Source organism: Stygiolobus caldivivus, from assembly GCF_019704315.1.
Classification (GTDB): domain Archaea; phylum Thermoproteota; class Thermoprotei_A; order Sulfolobales; family Sulfolobaceae; genus Stygiolobus; species Stygiolobus caldivivus.
Genome location: NZ_AP024597.1, coordinates 2,333,054 through 2,346,847, shown reverse-complemented (window position 1 = coordinate 2,346,847; position 13,794 = coordinate 2,333,054). Strand labels below are relative to the sequence as shown.

Here is a 13,794-nt window from a genome sequence, read left to right as displayed (position 1 = left end):
TATGGTAAGGCAAATGATCGAGGTAATTAGCCGTGGTTGAGAATATATTGATAATATTAGGGCTTGCTCTATTTACTTGGCTAAATGGTATTATAACATATAAGACTAGTGTTAAGTTAGGTAGAAGTGCAAACTATTTGCTCGGTGAAGGAAAAAGGAAAATAATAATAAAATTCCTTGAAAAAGGAGTAGAATTTTTCTCAGAGAGTAGCTTATCAGAACTCCTAGAAGAGATCCTTATTGCAAACAAAATAGAAGGGGAAGTGAAATTTGATAATTTACAAAAGCAAGTGATAGACAAAGCACGAGCTATGAATGATGAAATAGGTAAAATATACAACCTATCAAAACTTATGATAAGGATAGATAATATAGCTAATAAATTCTCAGTCTTTTCTAGGCAATTGAAGATTATCTCACTCATTCTATTCCTATTACCATTAGTTAACTTTGCCGTAAACTCGTATTTTGGTCTTGGTAATTCTATAGTTGATATACTAGAATGTACTGTAGGTACTAATTTACTTGCTATGTCATACTTGATAATAATCAATTCTGTTTATTTGAAAAGACAGCTAAAAAGAAACTGTGATGAATTAGAAATTTAAACCCATTTGGTCAGATTTGTTATTTGAGATGTGTCTGGGACAATTTTTAATAATATAACCGCTTGTATGATAGTTAATGGTAAAGTATTGCAATAGATGTGGATACCCCAATAATGATGAATTCATTTACTGTGTAAGATGCGGTAATCTTCTCATGAGTTTTCCTCAACAGACTTCTAATACAGTTACGTTTCCGACTCCCTCAAGTCAGACAATTAAGTTCAATCAGCCTAGTTTAATTCAATGCCCAAGATGCGGTACCAATAATGTGCCTGAAGCTAATTTCTGCAAGAAGTGTGGTTTCAGGTTAAATTCTCCTTTACAGCAGTACGTTCCTGACCAACAAACATTAAAGGTTCAGCCTCAGTTCTCCCCTCAACCTACCGTTTCATATCCCCCACAGCAGTTACCGACGAGTACTCTACCACAGTTCCCAATGGGACAGCAATTCCCGGTGGGCCAAGGTAGTGTAAATAAAAGTGTTGAAACGGGTAAAAAACCGTCAGGCCCAAGGAATAAGAAGAAAAAGATTCTGAAGGCTGTAGTGGCCGATGTTGCGTTCATTGCAATAGCGTTATTAGCCCTCTCAGTTGTTTTACCATATTTCTTTGATATAATCCTGCTACCCCCGCTTTATATCCCTCCTCCGGCTAAAGGTGTCACCAGCCTGACACCCGTACAGCTGGACAGTGTTTTAGGGGATCTAAACTGGAACCTAGTGTTGAAGACCAGTAACTTATCCCTGATTTACTCTTATGTTATGGGGGAAAAAGTATCACTAATTCAGGGGGCGATGGCTGGCTTACTGGAAGAGTATAGTAGTGGTGGAGTAAATGTATATTCAGTCTACATTAACACCTCTTCAAACACAATAGCTCAAGATATATTAACCTATATAACATCAAATAGCGTATATTACACCTCTTCAAACACTATTAAATGTATGAGTCTAGTAAACGGTTACACTGTTTATATAGCGAGAGGAGGAAATGTATTAGAAGGCGTTACGGCATTTGGAGATTGGGTTGTCGTAGTCCTTATTACTTTTCCTCCTCAGCTACTATATTCTACCCCTCAGTTAAATTCATTGATAAGTGATATGGAAATTACTAATACATTCTAATTTTTTCTCCTTTTTGCAGTATTTTCTCTATTTATGTGATCCCTAAGAGCTTTACGGGTGATTTTTTAGTTAGTGGCTAGCAATGACTTAGCTATATAATAACTATGATTGTTTTTAAGTAACCTTGAGCAAGTCCATTATTAAAAATCTTATATTAAGAAACTAGTTAAATTTTGATAAGAGCTAGGGATTTGTTTAGCATGAAAGGGAAATTCTCACGCATTAGAGTATACCTCAGTAAACTCTTTAAATAAATACGAGCTAGGCCTGGGTTTCAGGTCTAAAGTATACAAACCGAATTTCATTTCATACCCGAAGTTCCACTCAAAATTATCTATTATAGACCAATGTAGATAAGCCTCGACTTTAATTCCAGAGTTCTTAATAGCCTCTAGGTGCTGGGCTAAGAAATTAGGTCTCAGGAAGTCCCTTGAGTCGGCTATACCGTTTTCGGTAACATAAATCGGTTTGTTAAACCTGTTATTCACAGCCTTAAGGACCTCTTCAAGTCCTTTAGGATAGACCTCCCACCCGTAATCAGATGTAGGATTACCCTCCAAAGACACTGAATTAGGCTGACAGAAAATCCCGTAACCTTTCTTCGGGCTTCCGTTTTCGTCGTATACAATCCTAGAATAATAATTTACCCCAATCCAATCAAACTTTACCTTTTCTAAAAACGAATATGCTATATTTTCTTCCATTTCTTTGCTACCCTGAACATAGGGGAAGTTATAGATAATTCCTACTTTCAGCCCTTTAAGTTCTTCATAAACTAAGTTATGGGCTGTAACTATGTTTGTTAAAGCTTTTTGGAATGCGTTCTTACTCGTTATGCCAGGTGGGAAGATCCCGGTTAAATACGAGAAATTAGCCAATATGTTAGGTTCGTTAAACGTACACCATAAGTCTACGTATTCTGAAAAATTATCTACTACAAATTTAGAAAACGATAAGAATTCCTTTACAGTGTCTTCAGTATACCAGCCCAATTTTCCCTTGGACAGTAGGAAATCTCTAGCTATTATTGGTTGGTGTACCCAAAGCGGGAGGTCAAAGTGGTTCAGGCATAGGATTACCGTAAACCCCCTATTTTTTAAGTCTTTTAAAATCTCTCTGTATTTTTTTACTGCATCGTCATCTACTCTTTTACTGTCCTTGAATAACCTTGCCCAACTGGGGTTAAACCTCCAGATTGACGCGTTTAATTTTTCTGCTATTTCATGTATTTTCATGTACCTAGTGAGGTAATAGTTCATATAAGGTAAATAAGGGACTACTTTACCTGATGTGATATTAACTTCGTCTTTTAACCACTCATACCAGTCTGAATTGGTGTTAGTTTCCTCAAATTGAAAGGCTGATGTAGAGAACCCAAACTTCATAATTTATTATATTTAGTTTCACTATTTTATTTTTAATAAAGCCTTACCTAGATCCGGTGATTAACGGTTAATTTTCATATTAATTTTAGATTATTCTATATTATCGCTTAAAATGGATCGGAAGCTTATATTGCTTAATTTTTTATGAGTGCTAAAAATATTATCAACTATGACCTATTATAACAAAAGGTTATTGAAAGCTTCCATTATCGACATATTTGCGTCAATATTACTCCTGGTTTTATTTCACGGAGTATCTATTGTTTACGTAGTCATTTTACTAGCTTCATCGCTGTTTTCACTCCTAGCCTCTTTCAACAGGACTATTACAGCGATCCCATTTATTCTCTCCTTAACTGTACCCCTAGCTTTAGTGTTTTTTTCAGGCAACCTTAACCTTTTATCCATCCCCTATTTAATACCTGTCTTCCTCATATTACTCGGTTTACCCGGTCTTGCAGTCCCGTGTGTTTGGGAAGTAATTATGATAGCTGGGAGCCTTATAACTTACGAGCTTTCTTCCTTTTCTCCCACTATGGGTCAGCTTTCTTTACCTTTCTTACTCTCTTCTTTTACCACGCTAGCTTTTGCAAATATAGTTGCGGCTTCAGGTAAAGGCTACCCTATTGTAATTGTACAGAGAGGAATACCGAGTGGCTCCCAATGGGAGATCGAGGTCAATGGTGTTGTGAAGAAGGTGAACGGGCAAAAACTAGTGTTAGAGGAGAAGAAGGTCGAGTTCAGGGTCTGTCCGTCATACGCACAAGGGAAGTACTTTCTACCTGACAGGACCAGTGGGGTCGTAAAAGAGGGTAGAAAGGCTGTCATATCATTTACGCCTAGTGACACTTTACCGTACGACAGATACCCTCATTGTTTTGCCACGTTCTTCGCAACAGGACTACCATCAAATATCCAGTGGAGTATAAACGTGGGAGGTTATGAATATGTATCCAGTAATCCTTCATCTCCTATCCTAGTCCCTATACTAGGCTCAAAAGACGCTCAATGGAAAGCTAAAGAAATTAAGATCGGTGAGGTTATCTTTAAACCTACTATTGAAAACGGTGTAATAAACAGGGGGGATAGAATTACTATAAACTACACTAGTGTTGTTGAGCCTAAAAAGCCCCTTCAACTCCCTAGTTTGGATAAGTGGGATCCGAAAGTTTGGGTCGGCAATGATATCTACGGCTATAACGTAGTCTCTGTGCTAGGCATAGGAGGGAACGGATATGTACTGAAGTCGGAAAAAGACGGAGTGGCTTACGCAATTAAGGTCTTAAGTATGAGGAATGACCCTTCGCAGACTAGAATAATCAGTGCTTCGTCTTTCGACGATTTGTTTAGAGAATCAGAGAACCTAAAGGAGCTGTCTAAGAACCCGCGGTTCGTTAGAATTTATGGGATATATGTTGATATAAATAACATAACCTCAGCGTTAAAAGGAAATAGCGAAGCATACTTCAAGTACCCCCCTGCAATTATTATGGAGTTCATGGAAGGGGGAACCGCGGCAGATCTTGCAAAAACAAATCTTGTTTATTCCCCGCAATGGCCGCTGATAGTTAAAAATATCATCAGGGAGATATCGTTAGCACTGAACTTTTTACACAAAAACGGGTATGTCCACCTAGACGTTAAACCCCAGAACATTTTCTTTACCAAGAAATTGGGGAGTTCGCCCGATGAGGTATTGAAAGTCCTTAGTGTTGTAGGTAATGTAAAGTTAGGAGATCTAGGTTCTGCAGTAAAAGTAGGGCAGAGGTTTAATCAAGCTACACCTGCATATAGTCCGCCAGAACAAATAGAGGCAATAATTCTAGGAAGAGGAGCTAGCCCTTCTATGGACGTGTTCGCTCTAGGGATAACCGCTTACTACTTACTCACTCTCCGCAACGATAACCCAGCAATAGCATATCTAAATCATGCGTCAGACCTCTATATAAGTGGTAGGATTAACGAAGCTTTAAATTACATTAACCAAGCTAGGTCGGCACTGGCTTCGTGGCGTCTCCAATTACCTCCTAATGTACCACAGGAGTTGGTTACAGTAATTTACGGCTGTGTAAACCCAGATTATACAAAGAGGTACACGAGTGAGCAGATAGCTAGTATTCTCTCGAAATGAATTTTTAACCTTGGTTCTTTAAACATATTTTTATGGAAACTGATGTGATAGTAATAGGTGGAGGCGGAGGAGGTTACCCAGCCGCTTTCAGGTTAGCCAGGTCAGGGTATAAGGTAGTAATAATAGACCCTAAAGGTGAACTAGGAGGGAACTGCCTTTTTTCTGGGTGTATTCCGTCTAAAACAGTAAGAGAAATTGCCCAGATGGTGTGGAGAAATAACCGTATTTTAAAGACTAGTATAAGACCTGACTTTTCTATAGTCCAAGACCATAAGGATAAAGTCCAAGAGACTAGGTTTATACAACATAGAGAGGAACTAAAGGAGTTTAAAGAAAATGTGGAACTAATAAAGGGTACAGCTAAGTTGCTTGACAATAAAACGGTAAGAGTCGATGTAGAGGGAGAAGGTAGAGAGATTGAGATCAGAGGTAGATACGTTATTATAGCAACCGGGAGCGAGCCGGTTAAGCCTAAGTTCCCCGGCTCTGAATTCGCCATTACGAGCGATGACCTATATGGTTACAAGACTAATATACGGAAGCTTCCCGACGATATCACAATAGTAGGCGGAGGGTATATAGCTCTAGAGACCGCTACGATATTAAAAAGCCTAGGGTATAGTGTAAGGGTCTTAGTAAGGAGTGGTCGAGTCCTTAAAGGGTTTGAAAACGAGATAGTAGAAACCCTCTTACCCCTATTGGACATAAATATAATGTACAACAGTCCCTTATTGGAAATAAGGAAGAAAAGTGAGAACGAGTTTGAGGTACTTTATAGTGATGAAAAAGGTAATAAGAAGAGTATTTCTACAGGCTTAGTAATGTTAGCTACTGGTAGGAAGCCAGTTTTACCTGAAGGTGCTTCTGGTATTTTAGCGCTCGACTCTAAGGGACATATAAGTGTAGACGAGGCGATGAGGACGAACTTACCTAATGTTTTTGCTACGGGCGACGTTAACGGGAAAGCACCTTATTTTCACGCGGCGGTTAGGATGTCCGTGGCGGCCTCGTATAATATTATGAGTAACGGTGTTGCTACTGACTATGTAGACTATAAGAGTATCCCAGTTACTATCTTCACTATCCCTCCAGCAGCCTATGTAGGGATCATGCCAAGTGAAGCTAAGAAATTGGGTCTAAGCGTTATTGAGGCGTCATATGATATGAAAAATGACCCTATGGCTCAGATGTATGACGAGATGGGTGGCGTACTTAAACTATACTTTGAACGCGGTAGCTTAAGGCTGATAGGGGCGTGGATAGTAGGAGTCCACGCGGGGTTTGTAATTAACGAATTAGGACAAGCGGTAGCCCATGGGTTGACAGCAAGGCAACTGGCTGAATTTGCAGACCAACACCCTACTACAAATGAGCTAGTAGCTTACACGGCTAGAAAAGTACTGTGATTAAAAAAATTGCCTTGAAGTATAGTAACCTGACTCAGACTTAATTCCTTCTTTATAAGCTACATAAGAAATTATATAACCTATCCCTAATGATATTGCTAAGATCGCTATTACGTCAATGACCGAGAAATCACTTGAGTCGATAGCTCTCCTCACATTTTTCCACGCAGAGAGGAAACCCGTTATATACTCCCACGCGTCCGCAATAGTAGCAAAGGCGTTATATACAGTTATTATTCCGGCTGTCCAGCTCCGTCCTTTTACTGTAGCTACTATACTCAGGGTAGTGGCTATTACTCCCCACATTATTATTGCTAGCCCGAAAAATAGAAAGTCAAAGCTGAGGATAAACACGGTAGTAGAGGACGAAATATAACCTAAATATGCTAAAATAAAAGTTATCACTGTAGCTATGACATAACTTACTGGCAAAAATCCTCCTAAAAAGAACACCAAGGTTCCTAGACCTTTTCTGTATGTAGCTATCTTTCCGGCATTGTAACTGTTCCAGATGGAGATAGCAAAGTCAAAGATCAGGATTAAGATTCCGATTATCAGCCCGATATTCATAACTTATGCTTACTCTTATGTACTTTAAAAGTTATTTGAAGTAAGTTATAAGGTGGTCTGGTAAGACTAGAACTTTTTACGAAAAATTCAAAATCCCTGAGTTAGTATACGGGACTTATATGCCCATCAGGGATGAGATAACTTATGCTAGGATGAGTTTTAATGATTTCTTAGTATCATATGAACGGTTAGAAAATGGTCTCCTAAAACTTTCAGCATTTAGGGCTTACAAAGCTGAGAGGCGGCTCTTACAATCATTGGCTATGCACCACGGTTTTCATAGGAAGGACACTAAATGCGCAGTCCCGAAAAAAGAAATGCTTGAAGTAGCCCTAAAACTAGAAAATGTTTATAAGGGGATTTATCTCATGACTAAGGAAGCCTTAGAACTTTTCGAACAATATAAGACTGGGAATGTAGAGAAGAGTAAGATAGTTTCACTTCTATTGTCTCTAAATTATGACTGGCTATTAGGTAACCTCACCAAGGAACAGATAGAAAAAATAAGAAAATTACAGCTTAAGCTTAGAGGAGAACACGTTAATTAGGTATAGTTCCCGGTTTACCTACTTGGTATCATTTCCTACTTACACGTCATTTGATGTCGTTACCAACTCTAAAATTGACTTATATTGTTCTATACTAATAGTAAAGTTAGTGGTTTTAATAACAGTTAGGACAGAGGTAGAAGAGGTCTGGTTAGAGTAGGCTACCCAATAACTGTAATTTCCGGCCCAGTAGTAAGGACCTTCTACCCCCCTAACACCTCGTACGGATAAGTAGAGCTGGTAGGGTACTTGGTGGTAGCCTTGTGAGAAGTAAGCTTTTATGATTAATATGGAATAAGAACTATTATAATTGTTGACGTAATAATAAATGTATAGTTGGAAAAACCTTAATGAGTCCTCTTCATGCCCCATATTACTTGCTAATAGTTTTCCTATCGTACTGCGTACAAATTCTGGACTTGAAAGAGAGAGCGAAGTCCCGTTACTAAATGAAATGGTATAAGTGGGACCTTCCCTAGTAATTATCGCCTTAAACTCCGCCGTCCAGTTACCTTGTGTAATAACATTTAGCGATCCTGCATTAATTGATGGGGAGATAGGTGTAGAGATGAATACCGGGGCTAGAAATAACGTAGTGACCAGCACTCCAGCTGATACCAAAATAGATATTAATAGCAGTAAGAGTCGCTTACTACCCATGTTATTACGGTTTGACATTTTATCAATATATCTTATTCTAATTATACTTAAATAACTGATTTAATCAAGGCACATATCTCAGAGAAAAAGTTAATAGTTTTCGAAAAGACTTGATCTACCTATGAAAAAAGTATTTCAAGGTGTAAATGTCAATTTACAGATGCTTGCCTCCCAGCTCTTTCAGTGGTTCTCATACAAGGGGTACACCTCACAGTTCTACGGTGCAGGTAATTATTACATAGTCCAAGCTAAGAAAGAAGGTATGTTAAGGCATCTCTTTGCTGCTGATAGAGCGTTTACAGTGAAACTTTTTGGGGGACAAGGTTACTTAGAAGCTGAGACCGGTGTCTCTAATTGGGTAAAAGCTGAAGACGTTACAGAGGCTTTTTTAGGGGACTTAATTTTAGGACCTATAGGGCTTTTGATAGAAGGTGCTGAAGGCCTATGGAACCTTGAGATAGAGCACGAAACATTGAACGAAATAGAAAGGCTAGTAAATAGCGGGGCTGTTAGTGCTAACCCACAATTCGGTTATCAGTACGGTTATCAACAGCCAGCGTACGGGCCATATTATGCCCAACCCTATCAGGGCTATAACCAACCTTACCAAGGGTTTTCAGGGGCGAGGATATGTAGGTCTTGTGGTTTTCAAAACCCCCCTACTGCTAGGTTCTGTTCTAACTGTGGTAGTCCCTTATGAGAAATAAAGGTCTCAATTTCTTTTTACCCTTATTATTAATTTTATCCAAAATTTCTTTTATGAGATAGAAACTTATTAGTAGAAGATAATTTAAATTTTAAGATTAAATATATTGTATGGCGTCAAACAAATCGTTACTCTTGGTAGTAGTCGTTTTAGGGGTCTTGATGGGGGCTGTCGATTCTACAATAGTAATCTTAGCATTACCTACAATAGTCACCGACCTCCATTCAGACCTATTTACAATGATCTGGATAATCCTGATCTATCTGTTAGAGGTAGCCGTACTTACGACCCAGTTAGGTCGGCTAGGGGACTCATACGGTAGGGCTAGAATATATAACTTAGGTTTTATCGTCTTTACGATCGGTTCAGCGTTATGCGGTGCTTCTCCGTCTGCTTATTTCCTAATTGGTTCTAGGGGTGTCCAGGCTCTCGGTGCTTCAATGATGCAGGCTAATAGCGGTGCAATTATATCAGATAATTTTCCTCCAAATACGAGAGGAAAAGCTTTTGGATATACTTCTATAGGGTGGAATGTAGGGGCTATACTGGGTATAGTCTTAGGAGGTATAATAACTACATTAATAGGTTGGAGGTATATATTTTACATCAACGTCCCTATAGGTATAGCTGCATCAATACTAGGTTTTAAAGTCGTAAAAGACGTAAATAAAGTAAAGAGGGATATAGATATATACGGGATTTTGCTCTTTGGTTCTTCACTAGCACTAATTACTTATGGGAGTGCAGATATTGCAGGAGAAGGGTTAGCATTAAAAAATGAGATCCCTCTCACTATAGGGCTACTTCTGTTGATCCCCTTCGTAATTGTCGAACAGAGGGTCAAGTCTCCCCTTATAGATTTTAAGATATTCAAAAACAGAGTCCTGACGTCTTCCCTTTTTGCTTCGTTCCTCCAAAGTACGGGTTACTTATCTACGGCTTTCCTTCTTATAATGTACCTTCAGGGGATAAGGGGGTTATCTCCGCTCAACGCTTCGTTACTCTTAGTCCCGGGTTATGTGATAGCAGGCATGATAGGTCCTTTAGCAGGTAGGCTCTCAGATAAGATCGGGTCGAGGATCCCAGCCACAATCGGGATAGGCTTAATGGCTTTTGTCTCCTTTCTCTACTCTCATTTGTTGAGTTTAACAACTCCCCTTATAGACATAATATTTATTTCAGTAATAGGTGGTATAGGTTCGTCGCTATTCTACCCTGCTAATAACAGTGCCGTTATGGCTAACACTCCTAAGCACGCCTACGGTAGCGTATCAGGTATGTTGAGGACTTTAAGTAATACTGGGATACTCCTGAGCTACGTAATTTCTATAACTGTGGCATCTTTAACTGTACCCCGTTATGTGGCTTTTGAAGTGTTCCTAGGTACTTCTGACCTGATAGGGGGTGTAGCCACCAAGTTTATTACGGGCCTACATTCGGCTTTTCTGGTCTCTGTAGGGATACTGGCAGTCGCATTAGTCCTCTCCGCTATAAGGGGCAAGGAAATTAGAGCTCAAGCATCAGAAGGCACAGTTTAAGTGCCTGCTTTAACCTTTATTTCTTTTCGCCGATTTTTATCCTGAACAGCGTTTGTTGGAAAACCTTAGCGGTTGAGTATTACCCTAAATATTTGTGGGGTACCTATTATATTTCATTTTGCGTTAAATGCATGAGAACCCGATGGTTTTTAAATTTCATCTTAAGTTCATGCTCTAGTTCGGGTATAACACCTAAAGGAGGTTATAGAAACGAAACCATTGCTTTTTATACTTTGTTAAAATATCTAAGGGCAAAAGGTTTTCTCGTCACTATTACTGGACAGATTTAAAGCTATCTTTCTCTCCAGCCTTTGACTTGGGCAGATTTTAATTTTATTGTTAATATCCGTGAAAATATTTTGTCTGTGAGAAACCTTCTATGCGGTGCTATTATTTACCTAAAATATTCTAAGTTTATCCGCCCATGATTAGCTAAACATTTTAGCATTAGAGGAATATATGGTTAAATACCATGTATTTCTATAATTACGACTACACCCGTAGGGCTTTAAGTGATAAGGACTTTCTCCTTGGAATACAGAAAGTTTTGTGTTATTCTGGGGGCTCTTTGATATCCATGCCCGACTTTTGGTCTAAACTGTAACGTAGTCCCCTAGGCGACTTAGCATATTGGGGGTAGGTTGGATTTTAAAGCTATAGGAAATATATAAACCAACTGTAAAAGACATAAAGGGAGCTGAAAATTAATTTTAGTCTATTACATTATCCGAATTTTTCTTTAGTTAAATCATAAAGTTAAGGGTAAAATACTGTAATTGCACCTATTTATAAACTAATTTATATAGTTATTTAAAAATTCTTAAATTAATGAAGAATAAATAAAAAGTTAAAAATCTTTTCAATATCAAAATAATAAGTGTTTAGTTTTAAACGGGATTTAATGAAACTTTATATAGTAGTCACACGCATTTACATTATATGTCAGTTAGGATAGATGAATTTATTGATATATTGAGAATAGTAGGCATAAATAAAAGTAAATTAATAGTGAAGCAGTTTTCAAAAACGTTAATTAGCGATTATAGTAAATTTTTCAGATTAGTGTTAAGTTCAATACCTCTTAAATCAATAATCTTTATTGTACCATCATGTGAAGATGCTGAGAAAATAACTAGGGCTGTAAATGAGATCTTTCCCGATAGAGAGATTTTTACGTTTATCAATCAAGACAATAACACTAACCAAGTATTGCTAATAGTACAGATAGGCGAAGGATCCGAGCCAACAAAAGAATTAGAACGTTGTGAAGAGTAATTAACCTAAAGTCCGTTTTAAAGTAATTCCAGAAATTCTTTTAAAATAACTTTACTGTGCAAAATCCTCGTTATGTTATTCTATGAATACAGCATATCCAGCTTAGTGCGTTAGCATTACTTATAAAATATAAATCTACCATTCACGCCTTGGCTAATCTAATTAAGGAAACAGTTTACATAAAATCCTTACATTTTATATATTTTTATTAAGTATAAAATCTAAAAACTAACAGAATATTTTAAGATTTATTGCACATAAACTTTCAATAAGTTAATTAAAAGACCCTGCTTTTTGAAGCCTGATAAAATATTTTTCTGTGGGGTTTATTTTTAACACAACTTATTCAGTAAATGTTATAACGGCTAAAACCACAAGCCTAATAGACCATAATGAACCTTGTACTCGACATTACTAATTATATCGGGATCGTGGCTTTCTCTGTGTCTGGGGCTATAAAAGGCATAAGGAAGAACATGGACTTATTGGGAGTGCTAGTCCTCGGCTTTTCTACAGCATTAGGGGGCGGAATTATAGCAGACTTGCTCCTTGGTAAGACTCCTCCAACAAACTTAACTTACTTGCCCTATCCTACAGTAGCCCTACTGTCCAGTCTATTTACGTTTATCTTTTACAAAATTTTTTCTCACGTCCAGAAGCCTTTATTATACGCAGATGCAATAGGCTTGGCGGCTTTCGCTGCAGCAGGTTCTTCTTTAGCTTACTCAGTATCTAGCGACGTCCTTTTAGTGGTAGCCGTCGGAGTTTTGACTTCTACAGGCGGAGGCGTAATAAGGGACGTGTTATCTAACGAGATTCCACTAGTCCTTACAAAGGACTTTTATGCGACTGTCGCGATCTTAGGGTCTGTAATTTATTATGCTCTACGTTATTTAGGCTATTCTGACCTATTGGCTACTACAGTAAGTTTTTTGCTGGCTTTAACTATACGTGTACTAGCCATAAAGTATAAATGGGAACTACCGAGAATTAGGATTGAAAGTTAATTGAACGTTATTACGCAGTTGCACGCTGTTTTTATGCCTTATTTTAATTTAGAATTTGCTGAGGGATCCCTTTTAGTATTAGGCTTTACTTTTCTTTTCCAATTATGTTATTTTCTTCCTTCCTTATTTATTTTTAATAATGAAAAAATACATTAGTCTAGAGTCTATACACGTTAATTCTCACGTTATATGTTTTCTTGATATGATAAAAATTCATTAAATCTTCACTTTATCGGATATAATTGACAAAAAATGTTGTATTTAGTAGAATTACAATTATTTCCATAAATATAACCTAAAATTGCTATTCCAGTTGAACTCCACAAATGCTTATTTTTAGGGTAATTTTAATGATCTTATATGGTGACTTGACAATCTACGGTGTTCGACAAGGTTACGCCATTTTGTTCAGTTAATTTGCAGTTAACTTGACAGAGTATTATGTTATCTTTATAAAGAGAAGTAAAAACTCCTCGACTCCAGATGAAATAGAGGTATACTCTACCATATCCAGAGTTGAAAGTAATACTTAACTTGGGTATAACCCACGGATAGTGGGGAAAAGAGATAGCTCTGAAACGATTTACCCATTAAGTAAAAATAACTGTAAGTTAAACAAAATTCTTCCGATCAAATTTTATTAGAAGATTACTCTATATCTAACCCAAGGTCATCAACTGCTCTAACGGTCTCCGACAAACCGTGAAATTTGCGTAAAACCCTTTGGAATATATATTGTAAAGGTGTGAAAGGACGTCCATAAGTTAGGTTGCGTCAAAGAGCAAGTTAAGTAGGATATTGTAGCTTATGTTGACAAGTGATTTATCGCCTTACATA

At 37.7% G+C, this 13,794-nt stretch carries 12 protein-coding genes; 9 read left to right on the top strand and 3 right to left on the bottom strand.

What is annotated here, in order from left to right:
- The first annotated feature begins 32 nt into the window (after positions 1-32).
- The gene (locus KN1_RS11655; protein ID WP_221287822.1) at positions 33-608 is read left to right on the top strand and encodes a hypothetical protein; all 576 of its coding nucleotides are present in this window, start codon (positions 33-35) and stop codon (positions 606-608) included.
- A 76-nt stretch (positions 609-684) separates the two neighbouring features.
- A complete protein-coding gene (locus KN1_RS11650) occupies positions 685-1,731 on the top strand; it encodes a zinc ribbon domain-containing protein (protein WP_221287821.1) in 1,047 nt (348 codons plus the stop codon).
- A 215-nt stretch (positions 1,732-1,946) separates the two neighbouring features.
- On the opposite strand, the gene KN1_RS11645 is transcribed toward KN1_RS11650, so the two are convergent.
- Positions 1,947-3,116: a family 1 glycosylhydrolase gene (locus KN1_RS11645; RefSeq protein ID WP_221287819.1), complete on the bottom strand. Its 1,170-nt coding sequence runs from the start codon at positions 3,114-3,116 to the stop codon at positions 1,947-1,949.
- Between the two features lie 169 nt (positions 3,117-3,285).
- On the opposite strand from KN1_RS11645, the gene KN1_RS11640 reads away from it, so the two are divergent.
- The gene (locus KN1_RS11640) at positions 3,286-5,247 is read left to right on the top strand and encodes a serine/threonine-protein kinase (RefSeq protein WP_221287818.1); all 1,962 of its coding nucleotides are present in this window, start codon (positions 3,286-3,288) and stop codon (positions 5,245-5,247) included.
- 32 nt (positions 5,248-5,279) lie between these two features.
- Positions 5,280-6,653 carry a dihydrolipoyl dehydrogenase gene (locus KN1_RS11635; protein WP_221287817.1) on the top strand — a complete coding sequence of 458 codons (1,374 nt, stop codon included), beginning with the start codon at positions 5,280-5,282 and terminating at the stop codon, positions 6,651-6,653.
- On the opposite strand, the gene KN1_RS11630 is transcribed toward KN1_RS11635, so the two are convergent.
- Positions 6,654-7,223 (bottom strand): hypothetical protein, encoded by a 570-nt coding sequence (locus KN1_RS11630; RefSeq protein WP_221287816.1) that lies wholly within the window; start codon positions 7,221-7,223, stop codon positions 6,654-6,656.
- 119 nt (positions 7,224-7,342) lie between these two features.
- Here KN1_RS11630 and KN1_RS11625 point away from each other — a divergent pair, with 119 nt between their 5' ends.
- Positions 7,343-7,771, top strand: a complete 429-nt coding sequence (locus KN1_RS11625; RefSeq protein WP_221287815.1) for a hypothetical protein — start codon at positions 7,343-7,345, stop codon at positions 7,769-7,771.
- Positions 7,772-7,810: 39 nt separating this feature from the next.
- On the opposite strand, the gene KN1_RS11620 is transcribed toward KN1_RS11625, so the two are convergent.
- On the bottom strand, positions 7,811-8,431 hold the full coding sequence (locus tag KN1_RS11620) for a hypothetical protein (protein WP_221287813.1): 621 nt from the start codon (positions 8,429-8,431) through the stop codon (positions 7,811-7,813).
- Positions 8,432-8,552: 121 nt separating this feature from the next.
- Between KN1_RS11620 and KN1_RS11615 the strand changes: the two genes are divergently transcribed.
- From KN1_RS11615 to KN1_RS11600, 4 genes are all read left to right on the top strand, one after another.
- The gene (locus tag KN1_RS11615; RefSeq protein WP_221287812.1) at positions 8,553-9,131 is read left to right on the top strand and encodes a zinc ribbon domain-containing protein; all 579 of its coding nucleotides are present in this window, start codon (positions 8,553-8,555) and stop codon (positions 9,129-9,131) included.
- A gap of 116 nt (positions 9,132-9,247) precedes the next feature.
- The gene (locus KN1_RS11610; RefSeq protein ID WP_221287811.1) at positions 9,248-10,675 is read left to right on the top strand and encodes an MFS transporter; all 1,428 of its coding nucleotides are present in this window, start codon (positions 9,248-9,250) and stop codon (positions 10,673-10,675) included.
- Positions 10,676-11,614: 939 nt separating this feature from the next.
- Positions 11,615-11,950: a DUF4898 domain-containing protein gene (locus KN1_RS11605; protein WP_221287810.1), complete on the top strand. Its 336-nt coding sequence runs from the start codon at positions 11,615-11,617 to the stop codon at positions 11,948-11,950.
- A gap of 392 nt (positions 11,951-12,342) precedes the next feature.
- On the top strand, positions 12,343-12,957 hold the full coding sequence (locus KN1_RS11600) for a trimeric intracellular cation channel family protein (RefSeq protein WP_221287808.1): 615 nt from the start codon (positions 12,343-12,345) through the stop codon (positions 12,955-12,957).
- The last annotated feature ends 837 nt before the right edge of the window (positions 12,958-13,794 follow it).

Bases quoted from the DNA above. Each gene is read 5' to 3' on its own strand.
- KN1_RS11650 (WP_221287821.1), top strand. From the start codon at position 685: ATGGTAAAGTATTGCAATAGATGTGGATACCCCAATAATGATGAATTC.
- KN1_RS11645 (WP_221287819.1), bottom strand. From the start codon at position 3,116: ATGAAGTTTGGGTTCTCTACATCAGCCTTTCAATTTGAGGAAACTAAC.
- KN1_RS11600 (WP_221287808.1), top strand. From the start codon at position 12,343: ATGAACCTTGTACTCGACATTACTAATTATATCGGGATCGTGGCTTTC.
- KN1_RS11620 (WP_221287813.1), bottom strand. From the start codon at position 8,431: ATGGGTAGTAAGCGACTCTTACTGCTATTAATATCTATTTTGGTATCA.
- KN1_RS11640 (WP_221287818.1), top strand. From the start codon at position 3,286: ATGACCTATTATAACAAAAGGTTATTGAAAGCTTCCATTATCGACATA.
- KN1_RS11630 (WP_221287816.1), bottom strand. From the start codon at position 7,223: ATGAATATCGGGCTGATAATCGGAATCTTAATCCTGATCTTTGACTTT.
- KN1_RS11615 (WP_221287812.1), top strand. From the start codon at position 8,553: ATGAAAAAAGTATTTCAAGGTGTAAATGTCAATTTACAGATGCTTGCC.
- KN1_RS11625 (WP_221287815.1), top strand. From the start codon at position 7,343: ATGCCCATCAGGGATGAGATAACTTATGCTAGGATGAGTTTTAATGAT.
- KN1_RS11635 (WP_221287817.1), top strand. From the start codon at position 5,280: ATGGAAACTGATGTGATAGTAATAGGTGGAGGCGGAGGAGGTTACCCA.
- KN1_RS11610 (WP_221287811.1), top strand. From the start codon at position 9,248: ATGGCGTCAAACAAATCGTTACTCTTGGTAGTAGTCGTTTTAGGGGTC.
- KN1_RS11605 (WP_221287810.1), top strand. From the start codon at position 11,615: ATGTCAGTTAGGATAGATGAATTTATTGATATATTGAGAATAGTAGGC.